General features: G+C 72.0%; 19 protein-coding genes. 11 read left to right on the forward strand and 8 right to left on the reverse strand.

Translation table 11 applies throughout. The features are described 5' to 3' along the window. Positions 1 to 6 precede the first annotated feature (6 nt). Positions 7 to 1,791, reverse strand: a complete 1,785-nt coding sequence (locus OVN18_RS07875) for a hypothetical protein (RefSeq protein ID WP_267780157.1) — start codon at positions 1,789 to 1,791, stop codon at positions 7 to 9. An 82-nt stretch (positions 1,792 to 1,873) separates the two neighbouring features. Then, positions 1,874 to 5,767: an ATP-dependent RNA helicase HrpA gene (hrpA, locus tag OVN18_RS07880; protein ID WP_267780158.1), complete on the reverse strand. Its 3,894-nt coding sequence runs from the start codon at positions 5,765 to 5,767 to the stop codon at positions 1,874 to 1,876. A 133-nt stretch (positions 5,768 to 5,900) separates the two neighbouring features. On the opposite strand from hrpA, the gene OVN18_RS07885 reads away from it, so the two are divergent. The 10 genes from OVN18_RS07885 to OVN18_RS07930 all read left to right on the forward strand — a co-directional run bounded on the left by OVN18_RS07885 (position 5,901) and on the right by OVN18_RS07930 (position 14,666). Next, on the forward strand, positions 5,901 to 6,551 hold the full coding sequence (locus tag OVN18_RS07885) for a hypothetical protein (RefSeq protein ID WP_267780160.1): 651 nt from the start codon (positions 5,901 to 5,903) through the stop codon (positions 6,549 to 6,551). Next, the gene (locus tag OVN18_RS07890) at positions 6,548 to 6,844 is read left to right on the forward strand and encodes a transcriptional regulator (RefSeq protein ID WP_267739139.1); all 297 of its coding nucleotides are present in this window, start codon (positions 6,548 to 6,550) and stop codon (positions 6,842 to 6,844) included. Before OVN18_RS07885 ends, OVN18_RS07890 begins: the two co-directional genes overlap by 4 nt. After that, entirely contained in the window at positions 6,841 to 7,749 is a 909-nt protein-coding gene (locus OVN18_RS07895) for an ABC transporter ATP-binding protein (RefSeq protein ID WP_267780161.1), read from the forward strand. Before OVN18_RS07890 ends, OVN18_RS07895 begins: the two co-directional genes overlap by 4 nt. After that, positions 7,746 to 8,543: an ABC transporter permease gene (locus OVN18_RS07900; RefSeq protein WP_267739141.1), complete on the forward strand. Its 798-nt coding sequence runs from the start codon at positions 7,746 to 7,748 to the stop codon at positions 8,541 to 8,543. Before OVN18_RS07895 ends, OVN18_RS07900 begins: the two co-directional genes overlap by 4 nt. A gap of 466 nt (positions 8,544 to 9,009) precedes the next feature. Then, positions 9,010 to 9,453 carry an ArsR/SmtB family transcription factor gene (locus tag OVN18_RS07905; protein WP_267780162.1) on the forward strand — a complete coding sequence of 148 codons (444 nt, stop codon included), beginning with the start codon at positions 9,010 to 9,012 and terminating at the stop codon, positions 9,451 to 9,453. Beyond that, complete coding sequence (locus tag OVN18_RS07910; RefSeq protein WP_407666030.1) at positions 9,447 to 10,184, forward strand: GntR family transcriptional regulator; 738 nt, start codon at positions 9,447 to 9,449, stop codon at positions 10,182 to 10,184. The genes OVN18_RS07905 and OVN18_RS07910 overlap by 7 nt, the downstream gene beginning before the upstream one ends. Continuing rightward, positions 10,181 to 11,689 (forward strand): MmgE/PrpD family protein, encoded by a 1,509-nt coding sequence (locus OVN18_RS07915; RefSeq protein ID WP_267780163.1) that lies wholly within the window; start codon positions 10,181 to 10,183, stop codon positions 11,687 to 11,689. Before OVN18_RS07910 ends, OVN18_RS07915 begins: the two co-directional genes overlap by 4 nt. Then, positions 11,689 to 12,585 (forward strand): methylisocitrate lyase, encoded by an 897-nt coding sequence (gene prpB / locus OVN18_RS07920; protein ID WP_267780165.1) that lies wholly within the window; start codon positions 11,689 to 11,691, stop codon positions 12,583 to 12,585. Before OVN18_RS07915 ends, prpB begins: the two co-directional genes overlap by 1 nt. Before the next feature lie 51 nt (positions 12,586 to 12,636). Next, positions 12,637 to 13,764, forward strand: coding sequence for a bifunctional 2-methylcitrate synthase/citrate synthase (locus OVN18_RS07925; RefSeq protein WP_267780167.1), 1,128 nt, complete (start codon positions 12,637 to 12,639; stop codon positions 13,762 to 13,764). A 59-nt stretch (positions 13,765 to 13,823) separates the two neighbouring features. Next, a complete protein-coding gene (locus tag OVN18_RS07930; protein ID WP_267780168.1) occupies positions 13,824 to 14,666 on the forward strand; it encodes an aldo/keto reductase in 843 nt (280 codons plus the stop codon). A 94-nt stretch (positions 14,667 to 14,760) separates the two neighbouring features. Here the strand turns inward: OVN18_RS07930 and OVN18_RS07935 are convergent, their stop codons facing one another. Next, positions 14,761 to 15,636, reverse strand: coding sequence for an MBL fold metallo-hydrolase (locus OVN18_RS07935; protein ID WP_267780169.1), 876 nt, complete (start codon positions 15,634 to 15,636; stop codon positions 14,761 to 14,763). 11 nt (positions 15,637 to 15,647) lie between these two features. Here OVN18_RS07935 and OVN18_RS07940 point away from each other — a divergent pair, with 11 nt between their 5' ends. Next, positions 15,648 to 17,525: a thioredoxin domain-containing protein gene (locus tag OVN18_RS07940; protein ID WP_267780171.1), complete on the forward strand. Its 1,878-nt coding sequence runs from the start codon at positions 15,648 to 15,650 to the stop codon at positions 17,523 to 17,525. 4 nt (positions 17,526 to 17,529) lie between these two features. Here the strand turns inward: OVN18_RS07940 and OVN18_RS07945 are convergent, their stop codons facing one another. The 5 genes from OVN18_RS07945 to OVN18_RS07965 form a co-directional block, all read right to left on the reverse strand. After that, complete coding sequence (locus OVN18_RS07945) at positions 17,530 to 18,705, reverse strand: glycoside hydrolase family 5 protein (protein ID WP_267780172.1); 1,176 nt, start codon at positions 18,703 to 18,705, stop codon at positions 17,530 to 17,532. Positions 18,706 to 18,710: 5 nt separating this feature from the next. Then, the gene (locus tag OVN18_RS07950; protein ID WP_267780173.1) at positions 18,711 to 20,357 is read right to left on the reverse strand and encodes a chitinase; all 1,647 of its coding nucleotides are present in this window, start codon (positions 20,355 to 20,357) and stop codon (positions 18,711 to 18,713) included. Further along, positions 20,357 to 22,663 carry a glycosyltransferase family 2 protein gene (locus OVN18_RS07955; RefSeq protein WP_267780174.1) on the reverse strand — a complete coding sequence of 769 codons (2,307 nt, stop codon included), beginning with the start codon at positions 22,661 to 22,663 and terminating at the stop codon, positions 20,357 to 20,359. Before OVN18_RS07955 ends, OVN18_RS07950 begins: the two co-directional genes overlap by 1 nt. 172 nt (positions 22,664 to 22,835) lie before the next feature. Then, the gene (locus OVN18_RS07960) at positions 22,836 to 23,417 is read right to left on the reverse strand and encodes a CoA-binding protein (protein ID WP_267780175.1); all 582 of its coding nucleotides are present in this window, start codon (positions 23,415 to 23,417) and stop codon (positions 22,836 to 22,838) included. Next, complete coding sequence (locus OVN18_RS07965) at positions 23,414 to 24,715, reverse strand: O-acetylhomoserine aminocarboxypropyltransferase/cysteine synthase family protein (RefSeq protein WP_267780177.1); 1,302 nt, start codon at positions 24,713 to 24,715, stop codon at positions 23,414 to 23,416. The genes OVN18_RS07960 and OVN18_RS07965 overlap by 4 nt, the downstream gene beginning before the upstream one ends. Positions 24,716 to 24,878 lie beyond the last annotated feature (163 nt).

The following is a 24,878-nucleotide window of genomic DNA, read 5'->3' on the forward strand; positions in this document are numbered from 1 at the left end:
CGGATCTCAATCTCGGATGCGGTAAAGCGACACGGTGCCCTCATCCGCCAGCAACGAATCGGAGAGATCCTCCGCCTCGAGGACGTAGTCGCGCGTGTCGACGAGCTCGAGCCGGTCGGCGTACTCGGCCGCCCAGTCGTGCACGCAGGATGAGTCAGTGAGGATCCACCCGGTCCCGGACTGCTCCGCCGCCTCGAAGTCGAACTGCCCGCTGAGTCGCGACTGCACGATCGCTGCCACGGCCTCGTACTCCTCGGGCCATGCCATGCCGAGGTGGTAGTACGCGATGCGAGCGCTGCTGCTGACCTTGGTCGTTCGCGGATCCACGCAGGGGTCGACGGCGATGAGTTCGTCCTCGAGGTCCTGCGCCTCTGCGGCGAGATCGGCTTGCGCCCGCTCCCGCTCGGTGTTCGGGTTCCAGACCCCGGCGAGACGCTCGTCGGTGGCGTAGGACCAGAAATCCGGCGCGGTCGCCACCGCGGCGATCAGGGTGGTGGCGGCGAGCGCGGCGACTGCTCGTCGATGGGTGCGCAGGCCATCGGCGGCGGGCCTCGGGGGGATCCGGCGAGCCACGCGGCGCAGCATCAGCGCGAGGCCGAGCGCAATCGCGACGAGAGTGATGAGGTAGGTGTTGATCCAGAGACGGTACGGCTCGGCGTTCGCTCCCCAGACGTCGTTCACGGAGACGAGGATCATCGTGAACGCGAGTCCAGCCCCGGCGCCGACAAGCGGCGACTGCTTGCGCCACAGTCCGTAGACCCCGATCGCGAGCAGCCCTACGGCCGCGACTCCTGAGGCGACGATCGTCCGCCAGAAGAGGATGCCGAGATCGACGTTCGACGCCGTGCGGAACGTCAAGAAAGGATCGCCGGACAGCACCCCGAACACCGTGATGGCGATCTGAGGGAGCGCGAAGAGCACCGCGATGATTCCGAAGATGCCCAGGCGCCCGCGTGTGGATGCGGTCATGGCGAGCAATCCGGGCACAAACGGCAGGAGACCGAACATGAGCGTGGGGAGCTGGCCGGCGGCGTCGGACACGGCAGGGCCGAGGGCGAAGACCAGGACGGTAGCGAGCGCGCTCGCAACGAGGAGCGGCATACTGCGCCGGCGATAGATCTCGGTGGCCGCAAGGATGCCGCCGATCGTGTAGATCGCGGCGAGGAAGGAATAGGTCTGGAAGTTCGCAAGACCCCCGATCGCAGCCGCGCTCACGGCGGAAGTGATCCAACGCGCTCGAGGACTCGCGGGGCGCAGCCACACCAGAGCGAGGGCGGCGAGCGCGATCACGGCGATGCACAAGCCGGCTGCTTCGGCGTTCAACGAGAACAATGCCAAGAAGGGTCCCCACAGAACGGCGTGCGACTGCAGCGGGATCGACCAATCGCCGGGGAAGAAGACCCATGCGAAATTTCCGACCAGGAACGGAGCCGGGGCGATCAGCGCCATCCACGTGCGCCGCGAGATCACCGCCATGGCGATGCCGAGCACCACCACCATGGCGAACTGAAGCACTAGGGCGGTGCCGTTCCACGCCTGCACGGGATGGAGGTCGAGTGCCCGTGCGACCAGGCCGACCGCCGTGTAGTAAGCCCGCGGATACGTGTTCGACCCCGTTTCAGTGTCGGGCTCGAGGGCATTGATCCGGCCGTCGGCGACATTGGACACCATGCCGAGATACCCGAGCTGATCATGCGCGAACCACACTCTCAACGACCCCATGCCGGTCGAGAGGATCGTCCAGGACTGCAAGACTGTGTGAATCGCGGCGGCCAGGATCGCGAACACCATGAGTCTCACTCGATGACTGCCCGTGGCTGACCGCATGGTGGTAGAGCCTACCGACCGTTCTGGCAGCGGGCCGACGCGGCGGTCAGCCCTCGAGCTGCTTGCGGATGCGCTGCACCGAGATCGGCCCGTGCGCGCCGAGCGGCTGCGCGAAGAGCGAGATGCGCAGCTCCTCGAGCATCCAGCGGGCCGTGACGAGGCGGGCCGGGGCGTCGGAGGGCAGCGGCAGGGTTCCGCCCGCGCGGGTCAGCAGCTCGGTCGCCTGCTGCACCTCGGCGCCCGCGGTGCGGTCGCGGCCGACGTTCTCGGCGAGGCGCTCGACGCGGTGGGTGATGCCGCCGAGGTAGGTGACGAGGCGGGGGAGCCGCTCGATGCCGGTGCGGCTGAGGAATCCGTCGAAGACGAGGGCGTTGAGCTGCTCGCGCGCGTCAGCGAGCGGCGCCATGAGTGCCAGCGAGGAGGCGCGACCGATCGCGACGTCGGCCTCGCGCGCGGCGGCGAGGATGCGCGCCGTCGTGCCGACGACGCGGAACAGGCGGTCGGGCAGACCCGCGTTGACGCGATCGCGCAGGGCCTCGAAGGCGACGCGGTCGAACGGTATGCCGGTAGCGGCATTCAACTCCTCGTCGACCACGGCGCGCAGGGCGTCGTCGATGAGCGCCGCGGTCGAGCGGTACGGGGAGGCCGCGAGGGTGAGCTTCTCGGTGTGGGTGAGGTGCTGCTGGATGTACGACAGCGGCGAGGGCACGCCGAGCTGCACGAGTCGGCGCACGCCGGCGCGGTGGGCGCGCTCCTGGTCGGCGGCGGTGGCGTGCAGGCGCACGCCGACGGTCGACCCCTCGTCGACGAGGGCCGGGTAGGCGCGGATGGTGGTCTCGCCGCGGCGGGCATCCAGGATGCGGGGGAGGGTGCCCGCCGGGCCGCCCGCGCCCGCCCCGATGTCGTCGGTCCAGGCGGTGAGCCCGCCGCGCTCGAGCGGGCTCTTGGTCACGGCGGTCGCGACGCGGGCCACCGAGTCGCGCGTGCGCTCCTTGAGCTTCGACTGCAGGGCCTTGAGGTCGGTGCCGCGCGCGAGCCGGCCGCCGCGCTCGTCGACCACGGCGTAGCCCATGCGCAGGTGGCTGGGCAGGCGCGTGAGGTCGAAGTCGTCGGGCTCGACGGGCGTGAAGGTCTGGCGGCGGATCTCGCGGGCGAGGAACTCGGTGATCGACAGCTCGCGCAGGTCGGCCCCCTCGGGCACGGCCGCGAGCAGCTTCTGCGCCCAGTCGTTCGCCGGCACGACGTTGCGGCGGATCGCCTTCGGCAGCGACTTCAGCAGCGCCGCGACGAGCTCGAGCCGCAGGCCCGGCACGAGCCAGTCGAAGCCCGCGGTGTCGAGGCGCGGCAGCAGCGGCATGGGAACGGTGACCGTCACGCCGTCGTCGGCCGCTCCCGGCTCGAAGCGGTAGCCGACGCTCAGCGTCTGGTCGCCGAGCGTGAGGCGGGTCGGGTAGGCGCCCTCGTCGTGCTCGGGCAGCTGCTCGGGCTCGACGAGGTCGTCCCGGCTGAGGGTGAGCAGGTCGGGATGCTCCTGCCGGGCATCCCGCCACCACCGCTCGAAGCGGCGCACGTCGGTGACGTCCTGGGGGATGCGCGCATCGAAGAAGTCGACGATCCGCTCGTCGTCGAGCAGGATGTCCCGGCGCCGCGCGCGCTCCTCCAGCTGCTCGAGCTCGCGCCGCACACGGGCGTTCTCGCGCAGGAACGCGGTGAGGCGCTTGTCCATGCGCGAGACGTCCCAGTCGCCCTCGACGAGTGCGTGGCGGATGAAGAGGTGGCGCGCGTGGGCGGGGTCGGTGCGCGAGAGCTGCACGCGGCGGCGCGGAACGATCGGCACGCCGAAGAGGGTGACGCGCTCGTCGGCGACCGCGGCGCCCTGCCGCTTCTCCCACCGCGGCTCGCCGAACTGGCGCTTCACGAGGTCGCCCGCGAGCGGCTCGGCCCAGGCCGGGTCGATGACGGCGACGGTGCGGGCGAAGAGCCGGCTCGTCTCGACGAGCTCGGCGGCCATGACGGCGGTCGGCTGCTTCTTCGCGAGGCCGGAGCCGGGGAAGAGCACGAAGCGGCGCTGGCGGGCGCCGAGGTAGTCGCGCTTCTCGGCGTCCTTGATGCCGATGTGGCTGAGCAGGCCGGCGAGGAGCGAGCGATGGATGGCGTCGGCGTCCGTCGAGGGCTCACCGACGGTCAGGCGTAGCTGCTTCGACTGCCTCGTGAGCTGCCGGTACACGTCCTGCCACTCGCGGATGCGCAGGTAGTTGAGGTACTCAGCCCTCACCTCCTTGCGGAACTGGTTGCCGCTGAGCTCCTTCTGCCTCTTCTGCAGGTGGTTCCAGAGGTTCAGCAGGGTGATGAAGTCGCTCGTGGGGTCGCGGAAGCGGTTGTGCAGGGCATCCGCCTGCTCGCGCTTCTCGACGGGCCGCTCTCGTGGATCCTGGATGGAGAGCCCCGCGACGATCGCCATGACCTCGCGGGCGACACCGTGCTTGCCCGCCTCGACGACCATGCGGCCGTAGCGGGGGTCGAGCGGCAGCTGCGCGATGTCGCGGCCGATGCGGGTGATGCGGTTCTCGCCGTTCTGCTGCGTGACGGCGCCCAGCTCGAGCAGCAGTTCGAGGCCGTCCTTGATTCCGCGCTTATCGGGCGGCTGCAGGAACGGGAACCTCTCGATGTCGCCGAGCCCGAGCGAGATCATCTGCAGGATGACCGCCGCGAGGTTCGTGCGCAGGATCTCGGGGTCGGTGTACTCGGGCCGCTTCTCGTAGTCGAGCTGCGAGTACAGCCGGATGGCGATGCCGTCGCTCGTGCGGCCGGAGCGGCCCGAGCGCTGGTTCGCGCTCGCCTGCGAGATCGGCTCGATGGGCAGCCGCTGCACCTTCGCCCGCGCGGAGTACCGGCTGATGCGGGCGGTGCCGGTGTCGACGACGTAGCGGATGCCCGGCACGGTGAGGCTCGTCTCGGCGACGTTCGTCGCCAGCACGATGCGGCGCCGCACGCCGCCGGGTGCGCGCTCGAAGACCCGGTGCTGCTCGGCCGCGCTGAGCCGGCCGTAGAGCGGCAGCACCTCGGTGGCGGCGCCGCGCGCACCCTGACGCTGCAGATGCCCGCGCAGGGCATCCGCCGCGTCTCGGATCTCGTTCTCGCCGCTGAAGAAGACGAGCACGTCGCCGTCGCCCTCGCGGCCGAGCTCGTCGACCGCGGCGATGACGCCCTCGATCATGTCGATCGCGTCGCCGGGGGTCGCGGGGCCGTCCGTGTCGGCGTCGTCGTCGGCGTCGGCGCTGCCGCCCGGGTCGACCGCGTCGGGGACGAGCGGCCGGTACCGCACCTCGACGGGGAAGGTGCGCCCGCTGACCTCGATGATCGGCGCGGGGGATCCGTCGGCGGCCGCGAAGTGCGCGGCGAAGCTCTCGGGGTCGATCGTCGCGGAGGTGATGATGACCTTGAGGTCGGGGCGACGCGGCAGCAGCTGCTTGAGGTAGCCGAGCAGGAAGTCGATGGTGAGGCTGCGCTCGTGCGCCTCGTCGATGATGATCGCGTCGTAGTTCTCGAGCTGCCGGTCGCCGCGGAGGGCGGCGAGCAGGATGCCGTCGGTCATGAGGGTGACGCGGGTGTCGCGGCCGACCTGGTCGGTGAAGCGCACCTTGTAGCCGACGAGCCCGCCGAGCTCGGTGCCGAGCTCCTCGGCGACGCGCTCGGCGATCGTGCGCGCGGCGATGCGGCGCGGCTGGGTGTGCGCGATGCGCTCCCGCCCGAGCTCGAGCAGGATCTTCGGCAGCTGCGTCGTCTTGCCCGAGCCGGTCTCGCCCGCGACGATGACGACCTGGTGGTCGCGGATGGCGGCGGCGATGTCGTCGCGCCGCTGCGACACCGGCAGGTCGGGCGGGTACCTGATCTGCAGGGTCGGGATGCGCGGCGCGGGGCCGCTCTCGGGCGAAGTCATGAGCATTCCAGTCTATGCCGGGCCGCCCGCGCTCCCGCCCGCCTGCAGCCCGCGCTCCTGCGCGTCCGCCCGCGCGCCCGTGCCCGCACTCGAATCTCTTGACGCGCAAACAACTTTGCATTACAAAGTAACCATGGACTCCGACACCCGCTCCGACGACCTGCCGCTGGGCGGCCCCGATGAGGCGCTCGCGCTGATCCGCGAGCAGCAGCGCACGGTCGCGCAGCGGCAGCTCGGGGGCATCCCGTGGGTGCTCGTCGCGTGGGGGGTCTCGTGGTTCATCGGCTTCCTCGCCCTGTGGTCGGGCTACGAGGGCGGCAATCCCTGGCTGCGCATCCCGCTGGGTGTCGCCGCCACGATCTACGGGCTCGCGCTGCTCGCCGCCTCGGGCGTCACCGTGATCTCGGTCACCCGCATCAGCCGCGGCGTGCGCGGCCCGTCGAACTTCAGCGGCGCCGTCTACGGCATCACGTGGTTCGCGGGGTTCGCCGCGACCTATCTCATCGGTATCGCCCTTGCTCGGGCGGGAGCGGATCAGGCGCTCGTCTCCCTGTACCTGCCCTCCGCCTTCGGCGTGCTGATCGGTCTGATGTACCTCATGGGCGCGGCCCTCTGGCGCTCGACCGAGCAGCTCGTGCTGGGGGCCCTCATCGTCCTCACGAGCGTCATCGCCGCATTCTTCGGCGCTCCGACCAACAACCTGGTGATGGCGCTGCTCGGCGGCGGGTCGCTGGTGGTCGCCGGCATCGTCATGCGCCTCTCCTTGCGCCGGCGCTCGTCGTGACCGAGCTCGATCCGGTCATCCATGCCGCGGCGCGCCTGCGCATCACGGCGACGCTCGCCGGCCTCGACGAGGGCGACACGATCACCTTCCCCCGACTGCAGGAGCTGCTCGACATGACGGCCGGCAACCTCTCCACCCACCTGCGCAAGCTCGAGGAGGCCGAGTACGTCGCCGTCGTCAAGGCCCACCGCGGCCGCACCCCCGTCACCGACGTCGCCCTGACCCGGCGCGGCCGTCGGGCGTTCGAGGACTACACCGATTCGCTGCGATCACTGCTCGGAGGAACCCCATGACGACCCTCGCCCGCCTCGATCGCGTGAGCCGCCGCTTCGGCGAGCAGCTCGCTCTCGACGACGTCAGCCTCGAGATCCGCTCCGGCGAGATCCTCGGGCTCCTCGGCCCGAACGGCGCCGGCAAGTCGACGCTCATCACCCTGCTGCAGGGTCGTCGGCGTCCCAGTTCCGGAACCGTCGAGCTCTTCGGCGGCGACCCCGTCCGCCCGCGCGTCCGCGCCGAGCTCGGCAGCACCCCGCAGGAGACGGCGCTGCCCGACACCCTGCGCGTCGCCGAGGTCGTCGACCTCGTGGCGGCGCACTTCGCCGATCGCGCGCCGACGGCGCAGCTCGCCGAGGAGTTCGGCTTCACCGATCTGCTGCGCCGCCAGTGCGGCTCCCTCTCGGGCGGGCAGAAGCGCCGCATCGCGGTGGCGCTGGCGTTCGCGGGGCGCCCGCGGCTGGTGCTGCTCGACGAGCCGACGACGGGTCTCGACGTGGATGCCCGGCACGGCCTCTGGGCGGCGATCCGGCGCCATCGGGCCGACGGCGCGACGGTCGTCGTGACCAGCCACTACCTCGAGGAGATCGAGGCGCTCGCGGAGCGCGTCGTCGTGATCGACCGCGGGCGCATCCTCGTCGACGACGGTCTCGACGCCGTGCGCGCAAGGGTCGATTCCAGCGTAGTCTCCCTCCGCACGTCGAGCGCGGCGGCGGTCGCCGCCCTCGACGGCGTGCTCCTCGCCGAGCCCGGGGAGGGTGAGCGGCTCGCGCTCACGGTCGCCGACTCCGACGCCTTCGTCCGCGCCCTCGTCGCCTCCGCTCTGCCCTTCGAGCGCCTGCAGGTGCGGGGCGCGAGCCTGGAGGAGGCGTTCCTCTCGCTCACCGATCCGTCCCGTTCCGCTCTCGAGGAGATGAGCTCATGAGCACCTCCGCTCCCGCTGCCGCCCCCGTCGCCGCGCGCCCCGTGCCGGCGGCCCGCCTGTTCGGCGTGCATCTGCGCGCCCTGCTCATCGAGACCATGCGGGTGCCGATCGCGATCATCGGCTCGATGGTCTTCCCGGCGATGTCGCTGCTGTTCTTCGTGGTGCCGAACCGCGCGGTGGCGGAGGATCCGGTTCTCGCGACGCAGGCGGTCATCTCGCTGTCGGTGTTCGCGGTGTTGGTGAGCGCGCTGTTCAACCTGGGGCTCACGATCGCGGAGAACCGCGAGAAGCCCTGGGATCCGTACCTGCGCACGCTGCCTCTGCCGGCGGCGGTGCGCATCGGCGCTCAGCTGACGGCGACGAGCGTGCTGAGCCTCGCCTCGATGGTGCCGGTGCTCATCGTGGGCGCCCTCGCGACGGAGGCCGCGGTGAGCGCGGCCGGACTCGCGCTCGGGCTGCTGGTGCTCGCGGCGACGAGCGTCCCGTTCCTGCTGCTGGGCGCCTCGATCGGCTACGCGTTCCCCTCGAAGGCGGCGATCGCGGTCATCCAGGTCGGAATGTTCGGCTTCGCCTTCGCCGGCGGACTCTTCTTCCCTCCCCAGTTCTTCCCTGACTGGCTCGACGCGATCTCGCGCGCCCTGCCCTCCCGGCACGCGCGCGAACTGGTCATCGCCGCGGTCGACGGCACGGCCCCTGACGGGTGGATGCTCGCGGGCGTCCTCCTCTGGACGCTCGCTGCTGCGGCGCTCGCCCTCTGGCTCTACCGCCGCGACGAGGGCCGCCGCTTCCGCTGACCCCATCCGCCGCCTGGGGTGAAGGTAGCGCGCTCGCCTCGACGGCACTCTCGTTCCACCGAGCCGCGCCCCCGCCTCCCGGCGGCTGGCACTCCCGCCCTCTGCCGCCCCCCGAGACCCGCTCCGCCCCCCTCTCGATGCGCCGCGGGTTCTTCCTCCGTGGTCATGTGCGCTCAAGGCTCCGGAGCCTTGAGCGCACATTCGGTGCGAGGAAACCGCCGCCCCGCCGGAGGCGGGATCGCGTCGTTCGGCGGCCGAAGTCGATAGCTCCATCCGACGAGATCGACTCCGCTGTCGGCGCATGCGGCTCGCGCCCGCCGCTCGCGCCTGCGCCTCGCGCCCGCGGCTGGCGTCTGCGTCTCGCGCCCGCCGCCCGCGCCTCGTCCCCGCCGCATCCAGGCGCGCTTCCTCCACCGTTCGCGAGTCAAGACCTCGTCGCGGGCCGGCGACTGATGACAATCGCTGAATGACCCATGCCGCGACGCTCGCCCTGCTCGGCAGTCCGATCCGCTGGCGCATCGTGGAGGTGCTCGCCAGCGGGCCCGCCACGGCCGGGGAGATCGCCGACGAGATCGGGTCGAGCTTCCGGATCGCGCGCGAGAGCGCATCGAAGCACCTGCAGCTGCTCGCGCGGGCCGGGCTCATCGAGTGCGAGCGCGACATGACGACGCGGCTGTACCGCCTGAGCCCGCGCCTCATCGGCGCGCTGCAGGCTCTCGTCGACCGGCTCGTCGCGCTGCGCGAGCCCGCAGGGTACGACGACCTCGGCACCGAGGCGAGCGCCGGGCTCGAGCCCGCCCCGCACCCCGACGAGCTCGACGGCGATGGCTGCTGGTGTATACGAAAGGCGCAGGAACTGGCGCCGGTCTCGACGAGAGCGTCGCCAATGTATACATTGGGAGGGTGGTAGCGAGAGAAGCGGCGACGAGCGCTCCCGCATCGGGAGGGGTGCCGGGGGAGCGCTACGCCGCGCGGTCCGAGAGCTCCGCCGTGCGCGTCCACCGCGCCCTCCGCGCCGAGATCATCGAGGGCGTGCTCGCTCCCGGCGCATCCCTCACCGAGACCGAGCAGGCCGCCCGGCTCGGCGTCAGCCGCACGCCCGTGCGCGAGGCGCTCGCCCGGCTCGTCGCCGAAGGACTCGTCACCGAGCGCGGCCCCCGCACCCTCGTCGTCAGCAGCATCGACGCCGACGACGTCATCGCCCTCTTCACCCTGCGCCGCGCGCTCGACGAGCAGTCGGCCCGCGTCGCCGCGGCCTCCGCCGACGAGGCCCAGCGCGCGACCCTGCGCCGACTCGCCGCCCGCTTCACCGCCGTCGACCCCGCGGCGCTCGCCGCCGCCGACGACGAGGGCCGCCACGGCTACTACGCGCTCGTCGCCGAGTTCGACGCCGCCCTCGACGAGGCCACCGCGCACAGCCCGTACCTCGCGGCCGCCACCGCCGGCGCCCGCGTGCACCTCGCCCGCGTGCGCCGCCTCGCGCGCGACGACGACGAGCGCCTCGCCGCCTCCGCCCGCGAGCACGCCGCCATCGCCGACGCCATCGCCGACGGCGACGCCGAGCGGGCCGCCCACGCCACGCACCTGCACCTGCACCACGCCCTCACGAGCATCCTGCGCCACCTGAAGGAGACCCCATGAAGACCCACGCCGTCCGCACCTACAAGAGCTCCGAGGAGCTGCCCGTCGCCGAGCAGCTCGCCGGCAAGCTCGCCGCCCTCGCCGCCGACACCGCGCGACCGCTCGACGACCGGGCCGTCGACATGGTCATCAACCGGGTCATCGACAACGCCAGCGTCGCCGCCGCGAGCATCCACCGGGCCCCCGTCATCGCCGCCCGCACGCAGGCCGAAGCGCACCCCTACCGGCCCGGCGCCACGGTCTTCGGCACCGCCGCCGACGCCCGCTTCAGCCCCGAGTGGGCCGCCTGGGCGAACGGCGTCGCCGTGCGCGAGCTCGACTACCACGACACCTTCCTCGCGGCCGACTACTCGCACCCCGGCGACAACATCCCGCCCATCCTCGCCGTCGCCCAGCACGCGGGCCGCAGCGGCGCCGAGCTGCTGAGGGGCATCCTCACCGGCTACGAGATCCAGATCGACCTCGTCAAGGCGATCTGCCTGCACGAGCACAAGATCGACCACGTCGCCCACCTCGGCCCCAGCGCCGCCGCCGGCATCGGCACCCTCCTCGGCCTCGACGAGGCCACCATCTTCCAGGCCATCGGCCAGGCCCTGCACACCACGACCGCCACCCGCCAGTCGCGCAAGGGCGAGATCAGCACCTGGAAGGCGCACGCCCCCGCCTTCGCCGGCAAGATGGCCGTCGAGGCCGTCGACCGGGCCATGCGCGGTCAGACCAGCCCGAGCCCCATCTACGAGGGCGAGGACGGCGTCATCGCCTGGATGCTCGGCGGCCCCGAGGCCCGCTACGAGGTGCCCCTGCCCGACGCGGGCGAGCCGCTCGTCGCCATCCTCGACTCGTACACGAAGGAGCACTCGGCCGAGTACCAGGCCCAGGCCTGGATCGACCTCGCCCGCCGCCTCGGCACGGCGCGCCCCGAGCTGCGCGACCCCGCGAACATCGCGAGCATCGTGCTGCACACCAGCCACCACACCCACTACGTCATCGGCTCGGGAGCGGGCGACCCGCAGAAGTACGACCCGACCGCCAGCCGCGAGACGCTCGACCACTCCATCCCGTACATCGTCGCCGTCGCGCTGCAGGACGGCGGCTGGCACCACGTCGACTCCTACGCTCCCGAGCGCGCCGCGCGGCCCGACACCGTCGCGCTGTGGCAGAAGATCACCACGACGGAGGACGCCGAGTGGACCCGCCGGTACCACTCGCTCGACATCAGCGAGAAGGCCTTCGGCGGCCGCATCGAGATCGAGCTGACGAACGGCGAGCGGGTGGTGGACGAGATCGCCGTCGCCGACGCGCACCCCCTCGGCGCGCGGCCCTTCGGGCGGGCCGAGTACGTGGCGAAGTTCCGCATGCTCGCGGAGGGCATCCTGGCGCCTGCGGAGATCGAGCGGTTCCTCGACGTCGCGCAGCGCCTTCCCGAGCTGACCGCCGCCGAGCTCGGCGGCCTCACCATCACGCCGATCGCGGCGCTGCCCACCAGCGCGAAGGGGATCTTCTGATGCTGTCGACCACCTCCACGCCCACCGAGCGGCGCCGCGCCTTCCGCGCCGGGCTCGCCAGCAGCACCCTGCAGATCCTGCCGGGAGCCTTCACGCCGCTGAGCGTGCGGCTCATCCAGGAGAAGGGCTTCCACGGCGCCTACATCTCGGGCGCCGTCATGGCCGCCGAGCTCGGCCTGCCCGACATCGGCCTCACGACGCTCACCGAGGTCGCCCAGCGCGCCCACCAGATCAGCCGCATGAGCGACCTGCCCACCCTCGTCGACGCCGACACCGGCTTCGGCGAGCCCATGAACGTCGCCCGCACGGTGCACGAGCTGGAGGATGCGGGCGTCGCCGGCCTGCACATCGAGGACCAGGTCAACCCCAAGCGCTGCGGCCACCTCGACGGCAAGCAGGTCGTCGACGGCCAGACCGCCGTGCAGCGCATCAAGGCGGCGGTGGATGCGCGCCGCGACGACCAGCTCGTGATCATGGCGCGCACCGACATCCGCGGGGTCGAGGGGCTCGACGCCGCGACCGACCGTGCCAAGGCGCTCGTCGACGCGGGCGCCGACGCGATCTTCCCCGAGGCCATGGGCACGCTCGAGGAGTTCGCGGCGATGCGCGCGGCCGTCGACGTGCCGATCCTCGCCAACATGACCGAGTTCGGCAAGAGCCGGCTGTTCACCCACGCCGAGCTCGCCGACGTCGGCGTCGACCTCGTGATCCACCCCGTCTCGCTGCTGCGCATCGCCTTCGGCGCGATCGAGCGGGGGCTGGACGCCCTGCTCGAGACCGGAACCCTCGACGGGGAGGTCGAGGGCATGCAGACTCGAGGCAGGCTCTACGAGCTGCTCGACTACGAGGCGTACAACTCGTTCGATTCGAGCATCTTCACCTACACCGGCCGCTAGGCCCTCCGCACGCCCCCGAAGCCCGCACCGCCTCGCGAAGGAGCACCCCGCATGACCGAAGAGATCCGCAAAGGCCTGGCCGGCGTCGTCGTCGACCGCACCGCCGTGTCGAAGGTGAACCCTGAGACCAACTCGCTGCTCTACCGCGGCTACCCCGTGCAGCAGCTCGCCGAGCGCTGCACCTTCGAGGAGGTCGCCTACCTCCTGTGGCACGGCGAGCTGCCGACCGAGGCCCAGGCGCTCGAGTTCCAGGAGCTCGAGCGCTCGCTCCGGCCGCTCGACGGGACGGTCAAGGACGCGATCGACGCGCTCCCGCTCGAGGCGCACCCGATGGACGTCGTGCGGACGGCCGTGAGCGTGCTCGGGGCCCTCGACGGCACGCTGCAGACCGATCGCACGTGGATCGATCACGACCTCACGCAGGAGCGCAGCATCCGCCTGTTCGCGCAGCTGCCGGCGATCGTCGCCTACGCCCAGCGCCGGCTGCGGGGCGAGCACCTCGTCGAGCCGCGCGACGACCTGGCGTACTCGGCGAACTTCCTGCACATGACCTTCGGCGAGGTGCCCGAGAAGGTCGTCGTCGATGCCTTCGACGTGTCGATGATCCTGTACGCCGAGCACTCCTTCAACGCCTCGACGTTCACCGCGCGCGTCATCGCCTCGACGCTCAGCGACGTCTACTCGGCGGTCACGGGCGCGATCGGCGCCCTCAAGGGCCCCCTGCACGGCGGGGCCAACGAGGCCGTGCAGCACGTCTTCGAAGAGGTGGGCGAGGCCGCGGGCGCGCAGGCGTGGCTGGATGCCGCTCTCGCCGAGAAGCGCAAGATCATGGGCTTCGGGCACCGCGTCTACAAGAACGGCGACTCGCGGGTTCCCACTATGAAGCGGGCCCTCGGCACCCTCGTCGAGCACTACGACCGCCCCGAGGTGCTCGCGCTCTACGAGGCGCTCGAGCAGGCCATGGACGCCGCGAAGAGCATCAAGCCGAACCTCGACTACCCCTCGGGGCCGGCCTACAACCTGATGGGCTTCGACACCGAGATGTTCACGCCGCTGTTCATCGCCGCGCGCATCACCGGGTGGACGGCGCACGTCATGGAGCAGCTCTCCGCCAACGCGCTCATCCGCCCGCTGAGCCTCTACGACGGCCCCGAGGAGCGCGAGGTCCCGCGGGCATGAGCGCGGCATCCTGACCGTCGCCTGGATGCCCGCCGACGGTCGGGTGGGACGATGGTCTTATGACTGACGCGATCCCCACCCCGCATCTGACCCTCAACGACGGCCGCAGCATCCCGCAGCTGGGCCTCGGCGTATTCCTCGTCGACCCCGATGAGGCCGAGCGCATCGTCACGGACGCCCTCGCCGTCGGCTACCGCCACATCGACACGGCGATGATCTACAAGAACGAGGAGGGCGTCGGGCGCGCCATCGCGAAGTCGGGCATCCCGCGCGAGGAGCTCTTCATCACCACGAAGCTCTGGAACAGCGATCAGGGAACCGACTCGGCGCGCGCCGCGCTCGACCTCTCGCTGCAGAAGCTCGGCCTCGACTACGTCGACCTCTACCTGATCCACTGGCCCTCGCCGAAGCACGGCAAGCACGTGGAGTCGTGGCAGACCCTCGTCGAGCTGCGCGAGACCGGCAAGGCCCGCTCGATCGGCGTCTCGAACTTCATGCAGAAGCACCTCGAGGACATCGACGCGGCCACCGGCGTCGCCCCCGTGGTCAACCAGATCGAGCTGCACCCGGCCTTCCAGCAGCGCGAGCTGCGCGCGTTCCAGGAGCCGCGCGGCACCCTCACCGAGTCGTGGGGCCCGCTCGGCCAGGGCAAGTACGAGCTCGCCGAGCTGCCCGGTCTCACCGAGATCGCCGAGCGGCACGGCAAGAGCGTGCAGCAGGTCGCCATCCGCTGGCACCTGCAGGAGGGCCTCATCGTGTTCCCGAAGACGACGAAGAAGGAGCGCATGGTGCAGAACGCCGACGTCTTCGACTTCGAGCTCTCGGCCGAGGAGCTGGCGACGATCGCCGCCGCCGACAAGGATCTGCGCGTCGGCGCGCACCCCGACAACACCGACTTCTAGGAGTCGGGCTCCGCATCGCGGAGCGCCAGCACGAGGAGCGGCCCGGGGAGACCCGGGCCGTTCCTCGTCGGCGGGATGCGCGGCGGGCGCTCGGCTAGAGCGCGAGCTCGACGCGCTCGCCGTGCGGCGTCGCCGCGAGCAGCGGCCCGCCGGCCGGGGAGTCGAGCCCGGCGAACTCCCGCTCGACGGCGGCGAGATCCTCGCTGAAGTGCTGCCACTGGTCCACGTGCAGCGCCACGACGCGGCGCACGCCGAGGGCCTCGGCGGCCGCGCGGGCGTCGGCGGCGGTGAGCGTGAGGGCGGCGTCGATGGCGTCGACGCGGGCGGCTCCGGCGAACAGGAGAGCGGCATCCACACTCGGGTGACGGGCGGCGATGCCCTCGACCACCGCGACGGAGGAGTTGTCGCCCGAGACGTAGACGGTGGGATGCCCCGGCGCCTCGAGCAGGAACCCGCAGACCGGCCCGAGCCGGCTCTGCAGCTCCTCCGGCCCGTGCTGCGCGGGCAGCGCGTGCAGACGCGCCCCGGCCGGAGCCCGCCCCGCCACCTCGGCGCCCACGAGCGCGGCGTCGTCGAGCTCGACCACCTCGTCGTCGCCGGCGCCGATGACGCGCGCGGCGACGGCGACCGAGTCGGTGGTGGCGTCGCCGACGTCGGCGAGCGCGGCGGCCCCCGCGGGGGTCGTGACGACGAGCGGCAGGCTTAGTGCGAGCGCGCGACCCGAATCGTCGAGGTTGTCGGGATGGTGGTGGTGCGACACGAGGGCGAGGTCGAGCCGGCCGAGGTCGGCGGCCGCGATCGCCGGGCCCGCCGTCTTGACGAGCGCGTCGTCGCCGTCGCCGTACGAGCGCGGGGCGTCGAAGGTGGGGTCGGTCACGATGCGCAGCCCGCCCCACTCGAGCACGGCGGTCGGGCCGCCGATGACGGTGACGGCGAGAGGGTTCGGGGTGGTCGCGGAGGCGTCGCTCATAGGCTGACCGTATGGCATCCAGGCTCGAGAACGCCGTCAGCCCCTACCTGCGCTCGCACGCCGGCAACCCGGTCGACTGGTGGCCGTGGAGCGCGGAGGCCTTCGCCGAGGCGCGCCGGCGCGACGTCCCTGTCATGGTGTCGATCGGCTACGCGACGTGCCACTGGTGCCACGTCATGGCCCGCGAGACCTTCGCCGACCCGGCGGTGGGGGAGTGGCTCGCCGAGCGGGTCGTCAGCGTCAAGGTCGATCGGGAGGAGCATCCCGAGGTCGACGCCGCCTACATGGCCGCCGCGGGCGCTTTCACCGAGCAGCTCGGCTGGCCGCTCACCGTCTTCGCGACGCCCGAGGGTCAGGCCTTCTTCGCCGCCACCTACCTGCCGCCGCGGGCGCAGCAGGGCATGCCCTCGTTCCGCGAGGTGGTCGAGGCGGTCGTCGCCGCCTGGCACGAGCGGCGCGACGAGGTGCTGCAGAGCGCCTCCGGCCTGCAGGATGCCCTGCGCGCGGCCGCCGCCCGCCCGACCGGCCCGCTGCCCGCCGCCGGCGAGCTGACCGCCGCCCTCGCCCGGGCGACCGCCGAGCTCGCCGGCCACGAGGATTCCGCGCACGGCGGGTTCGGAGGGGCGCCGAAGTTCCCCGTCGCCCCCGCCCTGCTCATGCTGCACGGCCGCGGGCTCGCGGGCGATGCCGCGGCCGGAGCGCTCGCCGCCCGCACCCTCGCCGCCCTCGCCGCGAGCGACCTGCGCGACCCCGTCGAGGGCGGATTCTTCCGCTACGCGACCCGCCGCGACTGGAGCGAGCCGCACTACGAGCGCATGCTCAACGACAACGCGCTGCTGCTCGAGCTCGCCGCGCGCCTCGGCGACCGCGAGACCGCCGGCGGCGTGATCGGGTTCCTGCGCGACGTCATGCGCGTCGAGGGCGGCTTCGCCTCGGGGCAGGACAGCGAGAGCCTCATCGACGGCGAGCGCAACGAGGGCGGGTACTACGCGCTCGACGCGGAGGGGCGGACGGCGCAGCCGGCTCCGCCCCTCGACGAGAAGGTGCTCACCGCGTGGAACGGGCTCGCGATAGGGGCGCTCGCCATCGCGTCACGGCTGCTGGACGAGCCGGCCGGGGCGGCGCTCGCCGCGGAGGTCGCCGACGAGCTCATCGCCGCGCACGTGCGGCTCGACGACGACGGGGCGATGCGGCTGGTGCGGGCGAGCCGGGCCGGGCGGGCATCCGACGCCGCGGCGACCCTCGAGGACGCCGGCGATCTCGCCGTCGGACTGCTCGAGCTCGCCATCACGACGGGCGAGGAGCGCTACGCCGTCGCCGCGCGCGCGATCGTCGACGCCTGCCGGCATGCGGGCGAGCGCACGGGCGTGCCGGCCGCGCTGCCGGGCGGCGGGGACCCCGTGCTCGCGGCGCAGGGGCTCGCCACCGTCGACGACGTCAACGAGGGCTCGGCGCCGAGCGGGGCGTCGGCGATCGCCCGCGCCGCGCTGCTGCTGCACCGCCTGACCGCCGAGGAGGCGTACCGCGCGATGGCCGAGGCCCTCGTCGCGGCCCAGCTGCCGGCGGCGCTCGAGCGGCCGATCGCCTTCGGGGCGACCCTGCAGCTCGCCTCGGCGCTCGCCGCGCCCTCGCAGCAGCTCGTCGTCGTCGCGCCCGAGGGGGAGGCCGACGACGACGCGCTCGTCGTGCACGCCCGGCACGCGCAGGGCGACGGGATGCTCGCACTGGCCCTCTCCGAGACCCGCGCCGCGGCGTGGGCGGCGGCGGGGTTCGAGCTGCTCGAGGGCCGCACGACGGCCGGCGGCCGCACGGCCGCGTACCCGTGCACCGACTTCGTCTGCCGGCTGCCCGTCACGAGCGTCGACGGGCTGCGGGCGGCGGGGGAATAGCCCGCTACCCGCCGAGCATTTCGCGCAGCGCCGCGCCCGAGGGGCTGCGCGGGGCGAAGTCGTCGCCCTCGACGAGCGCGAAGCGGGCATCTTGCTCATCGCCGCCGGCCTCGATGCGCCACCAGGCCCAGGCGAGCGCTCCGTCGGCGTTCTCGCGCGACCAGGCGAAGGCGCGGCGCAGATGGTCGTCGCCGCCGTCGCTCTGCCCGAACTCGGACACGAGCAGCGGCACCTGTTCGGCGAGCGGGGCGAGCTCGGCGTTCCAGCAGGTCTCGTCGGCGCAGCGCTGATCGGGGTAGAGGTGCGCGCCGGCGATGAGCTGGTCGTCGTCGGGGGCGGTGTCGAGCCAGCCGCGCAGGTCGTTCGCGTAGTCGAGGCCGCCGAGGATGGCGGGCTGCGGCGCTCCGGCCCCGCGCACGGCGCCGAGCAGCTCGGTCATGCCGACGGCGGGGTAGGTGCGGCCGCCGAGCGGCTCGCCCAGCGCCTCGACGGGAGGCGTGCATCCCCCCTCGGCCCAGCAGCGCCAGTCGAGCTCGAAGACCAGGCGGTCGTCGGCGTCGTAGATCGAGGCGGGTTCGTTGAAGAGGTCGAAGACCACCGCGCGGTGCTTGCGGTAGGTCTCGGCCACCGAGCTCCAGAACGGGATGCTCGCGGCCGACGGCATCGCGCGCAGGCCGTCGGCGAGCTCGCCGTCGGGCGCCGACCAGTGCAGGTCGAGGATGACGACGAGCCCCGCGTCGGTGAGCGCCGTGACCCAGGCGTCGACGGCGGCGCGGTAGCCGGCCGCGGTGCCGAAGGCGTCCGCAGGCCGGTTCTCGGCCCAGCACTGCTCGTTGAGCGGCACCCGCACGGCGGTCACGCCCCAGTCGAGCATCGCCTCGACGGCGGCCGGCTCGGCCCCGCCGTCGTCGTGCCCGCGGCCCTGGATGCAGGCGTACTCGAAGCCGGGCCAGTTGACGCCGTCGAGCACGAGCGGCTCGCCGCTGCGCAGGTCGATGAGCGCGGCATCCCGCACCGAGACGACGGGCGCCTCGGGTGTCAGCGTCGCCCGCGGTGCGGCGGCGACGCGCCCCGGCTCATCGGAGGGCGGCAGCGCCACGACGGCGACGACGGCCGCCGACGCGAGCACCGCCGCCGCGATGACGATCGCGACGGCGGTGCGGCGACGGGATGCTCTCACCCGCGTCAGTCTGCCTCCTCGGCGGCGGACTCGGCGGCGCCCTCGGTGCTCGTGCGGTCGGCGATCGTGCCGGTCGCCTCCCACTCGGCCGCGAGCTCCTCGACCTCGTCGAGCGGCACGGGCGACCACGGCGAGCTGTCGGGATCGGCCGCGTAGGCCTCGGGGCTGTCGCCCTGGTTCCACCACTTCGACTCGTAGGGGGTGCCGTCGAAGAGGATGCGCTGGCCCTTGTCGTAGACCGCGGTGCCCTGCCACTCGGGGTAGGCGCCCTCGGGCAGAGTCGGCGTCTCCTGCGGCTTCTCGCCCTCGAGCACGGGGCCGATGAGCGTCCACGGCACCTCCCACTCGTTGAGCACGGGGTTGTCGGGCAGCTCGCCCCTCGTCCACCACTTGGCCTCGTAGACGTTGCGGTACCAGACGACCTTGCTGCCGGCGAGGTAGGCGTTGTCCTCGTCCCAGATCGGGTACGGGCTGGTCTCGGGGTCGTCGATGAAGTCGCTCGGGTCGCGCGGCTCGGGGGTCGTGACGACGCCCGCGACGCTGTCGAGACGGCCGGTGAAGCCCTTCGCGAGCAGGTCGGCGAACCGCACGTCGCCCTGCGGCACGCCGGAGCAGGCGTCGCTGACGCGGCTGAGGTCGACGTAGTTCGGTCCGCACTGCACGTCGCGGTTGAGCGACCAGACCGACATGCGGCCGATGCCCGTCTCGACGGCCCAGGCGTTGAGCTCCTCGGCATCCTTCGTCGTGAACACCTCGTCGACGACGTCGTTCTGGCCGAGCATCGGCGTCGCGCCGATCTTGCGCCACAGCGTCGCCGAGCCGAGCTCGATGTCGGCCAGCTCGTAGATGATGCCGAGCTGGCGATGCGTGGCCTGCAGGGCGCGGATCGAGGCGTCGGCCATCGACTCGCCCTCCTCCCGCGCCTCGCCGTAGTTCATCGTCATGACGTTGACGCCCGCGACGTCGACACCGGTCTCGATCATCTGCTGCACGAAGGTCGTGCCGTCCTCGGTGAGGCCCGAGGGGATGACGGGCAGGGTCAGCCAGACGGCGAGGTCGTCGCCCGCCGCGCGGCGGCGCTCCTGCAGGGTCGCGATGGCCTCGGCCCGGCGCTGCCCGGCGACCGCGTCGGTGAGGTTCTCGCCCTCGATGTCGAGGTCGATGGTCGACACGTCGTAGCGCTCGATCACCTGGTCGTAGGCGCGCACGAGCTCGGCCGGGTTCGTGCAGACCGTCGCGAGCTCGTCGTTCAGCAGCCCGCCGAACGAGATCGACAGGTCGGCGCCGAGCTGCTCGACCCGCGCGAGGCGGCGATCGAGGTCGAGCTCGGCCGCGGCCTCGTCGAGGTCGTAGGCCGTGCCCCACGTCGGCGTGCAGGGCTCGTCGGGGTCGGCGACGATGAACGACAGCACGATGTCGCGCGCCGCGGTCTCCTCGACGTCCTCGAAGGCGAACACGGGCGTCGCGGTCGCATCCACGTAGCCGGCGAACCACGGGCTCCGGTTCTCGAGAGTGGATGCCCCCGCCCAGTTCTGCACCGAGATGAAGCCCCAGAAGCCCACCGCGCTGGCGAGCACGAGGGCGACGAGCAGGCGCCAGGGGGAGAGCCGGCGCCCGTCGCGCCAGAGGATGCTGGTGGCGGCGGCGCGCATCAGGAGGCCTTCCGTTCGGTCGAGCCGGCGAGCACCGGGGCGGGGCTGTCGGCGGCGTGGTCGTGGATGGCGCCGTGGTAGAGCACGGTGCGCCAGTCGGCCGCCGCCTCGGCGGCCGGGGCCGCGGATGCGCCCGTGCGGTTCTTGGGCTTCGCGTACAGCCAGTTGGTGAGGCCGTAGAAGATGTCGACGAGCGAGCTGCCGATGCCGATGTAGGCGATCACGGCGGCGAGCGCGAGGATCGCGTTGAACCCGGCGAAGGCCGCGTTGCCCCAGTTCTCGGCCTGCACGTCGCGCCAGAGGGTGAACACCGAGAACGCGATGATCAGATACGGCGCTAGCACGTAGAGCAGAGGGGTCGTGGTGCGGTTGCGCACCTTGGGCGTGCGGGCGAAGGGGATCTTCTTCGAGGTGATCGCCTGCTCGATCGACTTGATGACGCCCGCGAGGTTCACGGGCAGCAGGATGAGGTTGAAGCCGTAGATGCGGAAGACGTCGCTGGCCTTGTACCCGGCGTAGCGCAGGTCGCTGGCCATGGCGATGAAGTACGGCAGGGCGGCGAGCAGCACCATGGGGCTGAGCAGGCGGCTGTCGTAGGGGTACGCGAGCAGGAACACCAGGCCGAAGCTGGCCCAGGCGATCGAGCTCATGTAGTTCATGCGCAGCAGGATCTCGGTCTTCGTGACGCGCTCGCCGCGGGCGCGGCGCTCGCGGATCTGCCGGAAGTACTTCGGCAGGATGAGCAGACCGCCGTTGGCCCAGCGGCGGCGCTGGATGACGAGCGAGCCGAAGTCGGGCGGCGTCGCCGAGTAGCTGAGCCGCTCGGGGTAGTTGACGAGGGTCCAGCCGTGGGTGCCGAGGTCGATGCTCGACTCCGTGTCCTCGATCACCGTGCGGTCCTGCACGTAGCGCTTGATGGTGAAGCCGCCGCTCGTCTCGATCTGCACGATGTCGTCGAGCGCGCGCTTGCGGATGACGGCGTTCGCGCCGACCCAGAAGGTCGCGTTGTGGTACGAGAACCCCTGGTGGAGGATGTGCTGGATGTCGGTCGTGGCCGCGGCGAGGCGCTCGATGCGCGTGCTCGCCCCGCGGTACGAGGAGTACGGCGTCTGCGTCACCGCGACGCGGGCGTTCTCGGGCTGCTCCATCGAGTGCACGAGCCGCAGGCAGTAGTCGCGCAGCAGCATCGAATCGGCGTCGAGGGTGAGCAGGTAGTCGCTGTCGGGGATGACCAGGTCGGCCGGCTGACCGAACGAGACCGGGCGCAGCACCGTGCCGTCGGGGGTCTCCTCGTAGGCGTACGAGCCGCCCATGAGGCCGATGTAGGCGTTGAGGTTCATGGCCTTGTTGGCCTCGTGCGAGAGCCCGGCGAAGCGCTTGCGCTCGAAGACGTCGACCTCGGCGCTGAAGGTCCAGGCGAGGCGGCGCATCAGGTGCACGGCGTGCGCGGCCGTGAGGGCGAAGCCCTCGAGGCGGGCGTTCTCGAGCGCGTCGCCCGTGAGCTCGAGCTCGTGACGCAGCCCGCCGAGAACCTGCTCGACGAAGAAGACGTCCACGTGGTCCGAGACGGTGTGCTCCGCGATCCGCTGGTCGATCCAGCGCACCGCCCAGCGGAAGTGCCCGATGACCTCGGCCACCTCGGCGTCGTCGAGGTCGTCGGTGCCGGCCACCTCGCGCTGCAGCAGAGCATCCCGGAACCGGCCCCCCGGCAGGGCGAGGGCCTCGGTGATCGTGGTGGAGAGGGCGCGGGTCGCCTCGAGCCGGGCGGCGACGAGCGGCTCGGTGGGGTGGGGCGGGTCGTCGACGAGCAGCACCACGCGCAGGTTCGGGTACTCCTGCAGGGCGGCCGACCACAGGGTGGTCGCGACCACGTCGGGCTCCTCGGCGTAGGAGGGCACGAGCACGGTCATCGCGGTCGAGCGATCGGCGAAGTGCCGGTCGAGCTCGGCGCGGGGCGTGCGCACATGGGCGCGGAACCGCTGGAGGGCTCCGTGACGGGCGATCAGGTACATGAGCGCCGAGAAGGTCAGGAACGTGACGACGACGACGTACGAGATCGCCTGGGTGGTGAAGGCGAAGCTCTGGGTGCCGTTGTTGAGGAACTCGGCGATGACCGTGTACACGACGTAGACGGCCCAGAAGGCGACGGTCGCGACGATCGCCATGCGGGCGAGGGCGATGCGGCGGTCGCTCGGCCGGGGGTGCACGATCGGCAGCGGGGTGGTGCGCTTCTCAGCGCCCCATTGGCGCTTGCGGGTGGGAGGGAGGGCGTTCGGGCGCGACGGAACAGCGGGCGACGAGGGCATGGGGGTGTCCTTCTCGTCTCGGCCTCATCGCATTTCGGGTGGCGATGAGAAGTCGGGTGGCAGACCGAGACATCAGAACAGTACGCCCACCGCTGAGGATCCCGCGAACCCTAAACGGGGTACAAAATGTCCCCTCAAGTGCCGACACGCCGTGCCGTAAGGTGAAACTGGTTCAGCGCACCTGCTTCTTCGCGCTGATGACTCCCGTGTCGAATCCCATGAGGTGGAGCCCGCCGTGGAACCGGGCGTGCTCGACCTTGATGCAGCGGTCCATGACGACCGTGAGGCCGTGCCGCTCGCCGTACCGCGCGGCCTCCTCGTTCCAGATGCCGAGCTGCACCCAGACGGTCGAGGCGCCGATTGCGAGCACGTCGTCGATCACCGAGGGGATGTCGCTCGCCTTGCGGAACACGTCGACGATGTCGGGCACCTCGGGCAGCGACGCGAGGTCGGGGTAGGCCTTCTGACCCAGGATCTCGGTGGCGTTCGGATTGACGAAGTACACCCGGTAGCTGCTCGACTGCTGCAGGTACGTGCCGACGAAGTACGAGCTGCGGGCGGGGTTGGGCGAGGCGCCGACGATCGCGATGCTGCGGGCGCGGCGCAGGATGCCCAGCCGCTCCTTCGCGCTCGGCCCCACCCAGGTGCGCTGCGACTTCAGCAGCTTCGCCAGCGGCGAGCTCGACGGGATCGCGCAGGTCAGCCCGTTGGCGAGGGTGACGGTCTCGGTGCCGCTGCCGGCCTCCGCGCTCATGCTGCACCCGCCTTCTGCGCCGCATCGAGCGCCTGATCGAGATCGTGGATGATGTCCTCGACGTCCTCGATCCCCACCGAGAGCCGCACGAGCCCCGGGCCGATGCCGGAGTCGAGCAGCTGCTGCTCGGTCAGCTGGGCATGGGTCGTCGAGCCCGGATGGATGATGAGGGTCTTCGCGTCGCCGATGTTGGCGAGGTGGCTCGCGAGCTGCACGTTCTCGATGAGCGCCTCGCCCGCTGCACGGCCTCCGACGACGTCGAAGCTGAACACCGAGCTCGGGCCGAGCGGCAGGTACTTCTGCGCGCGCTCGTGGTGGCGGTGCGAGGGCAGCCCCGCCCAGCGCACGGCCTCGACGCGCGGGTCGGCGTCGAGCCACTCGGCGACGGCGCGGGCGTTGTCGACGTGCGCCTGCATGCGGTACGGCAGGGTCTCGACGCCCTGCGCGAGCAGGAAGGCGGAGTGCGGCGCGAGGGCGGGCCCGATGTCGCGCAGCTGCTCGGCGCGCAGCCGGGTGAGGAACGAATACTCGCCGAAGTTGCCGTACCAGGTGAGCCCGCCGTAGTGCGGCACGGTCTCCTCGAACAGCGGGAAGTTGTGGTTCGACCAGTCGAAGCGCCCCGACTCGACGACGACGCCGCCGAGGGTGGTGCCGTGCCCGCCGAGGAACTTCGTCGCCGAGTGCACGACGACGTCGGCGCCCCACTCGATCGGTCGGCACAGGTAGGGGGTCGCCACCGTCGAGTCGATGATGAGGGGCAGGTCGGCGGCGTGCGCGACCTCGGCGAGCCCCGCGATGTCGGCGATGTCGCCGCTCGGGTTCGCGATCGTCTCGGCGAAGACGAGCTTGGTGCGGCCCGGGATGATCGCCGCGGCGTAGTCGGCGGGGTCGTCGCTCGCGACGAAGGTCGTCTCGACGCCGAAGCGGCGCAGCGTCACGTCGAGCTGGGTGATCGAGCCGCCGTAGAGGTTCGAGGAGGCGACGATGTGGTCGCCGGCGCCGGCGAGCGAGGCGAAGGTGACGAACTGCGCGCTCAGCCCGCTCGAGGTGGCGACGGCGCCGAGGCCGCCCTCGAGGCTCGCGACGCGCTCCTCGAAGCTCGCCACCGTCGGGTTCGACAGGCGGCTGTAGATGTTGCCGTACTTCTGCAGCGCGAACCGCGCCGCGGCGTCCTGCGCATCGTCGAAGACGAAGGCGCTCGACTGGTAGATCGGCAGGGCGCGGGCGCCCGTCGCCGAGTCGGGAACATTGCCCGCGTGCAGTGCGCGCGTGCGGAATCCGTAGTCACGATCGGCCATCCCGCCAGGCTACGGCGCGCCGCTGACCGGCGCCCGCTGATCGCGTCACAAAGCGTAAGAGGGCGCGGCGCGCGGCGACGGCGCGGGATGCCGCTCCCGCGCACGACCGCCGGATCCGTCGCACGGGGGAGGCGCCGGGCGGCACCCCGCTCCTAGCCTGGTC

Source organism: Microcella daejeonensis, from assembly GCF_026625045.1.
GTDB classification, from domain to species: domain Bacteria; phylum Actinomycetota; class Actinomycetes; order Actinomycetales; family Microbacteriaceae; genus Microcella; species Microcella daejeonensis.

Coding starts and splice junctions, on each gene's coding strand:
- OVN18_RS07875 (WP_267780157.1), bottom strand. CDS start 1,791: ATGGTGTTCGCGATCCTGGCCGCCGCGATTCACACAGTCTTGCAGTCC.
- hrpA (WP_267780158.1), bottom strand. CDS start 5,767: ATGACTTCGCCCGAGAGCGGCCCCGCGCCGCGCATCCCGACCCTGCAG.
- OVN18_RS07885 (WP_267780160.1), top strand. CDS start 5,901: ATGGACTCCGACACCCGCTCCGACGACCTGCCGCTGGGCGGCCCCGAT.
- OVN18_RS07895 (WP_267780161.1), top strand. CDS start 6,841: ATGACGACCCTCGCCCGCCTCGATCGCGTGAGCCGCCGCTTCGGCGAG.
- OVN18_RS07900 (WP_267739141.1), top strand. CDS start 7,746: ATGAGCACCTCCGCTCCCGCTGCCGCCCCCGTCGCCGCGCGCCCCGTG.
- OVN18_RS07905 (WP_267780162.1), top strand. CDS start 9,010: ATGACCCATGCCGCGACGCTCGCCCTGCTCGGCAGTCCGATCCGCTGG.
- OVN18_RS07915 (WP_267780163.1), top strand. CDS start 10,181: ATGAAGACCCACGCCGTCCGCACCTACAAGAGCTCCGAGGAGCTGCCC.
- prpB (WP_267780165.1), top strand. CDS start 11,689: ATGCTGTCGACCACCTCCACGCCCACCGAGCGGCGCCGCGCCTTCCGC.
- OVN18_RS07925 (WP_267780167.1), top strand. CDS start 12,637: ATGACCGAAGAGATCCGCAAAGGCCTGGCCGGCGTCGTCGTCGACCGC.
- OVN18_RS07930 (WP_267780168.1), top strand. CDS start 13,824: ATGACTGACGCGATCCCCACCCCGCATCTGACCCTCAACGACGGCCGC.
- OVN18_RS07935 (WP_267780169.1), bottom strand. CDS start 15,636: ATGAGCGACGCCTCCGCGACCACCCCGAACCCTCTCGCCGTCACCGTC.
- OVN18_RS07940 (WP_267780171.1), top strand. CDS start 15,648: ATGGCATCCAGGCTCGAGAACGCCGTCAGCCCCTACCTGCGCTCGCAC.
- OVN18_RS07950 (WP_267780173.1), bottom strand. CDS start 20,357: ATGCGCGCCGCCGCCACCAGCATCCTCTGGCGCGACGGGCGCCGGCTC.
- OVN18_RS07955 (WP_267780174.1), bottom strand. CDS start 22,663: ATGCCCTCGTCGCCCGCTGTTCCGTCGCGCCCGAACGCCCTCCCTCCC.
- OVN18_RS07960 (WP_267780175.1), bottom strand. CDS start 23,417: ATGAGCGCGGAGGCCGGCAGCGGCACCGAGACCGTCACCCTCGCCAAC.
- OVN18_RS07965 (WP_267780177.1), bottom strand. CDS start 24,715: ATGGCCGATCGTGACTACGGATTCCGCACGCGCGCACTGCACGCGGGC.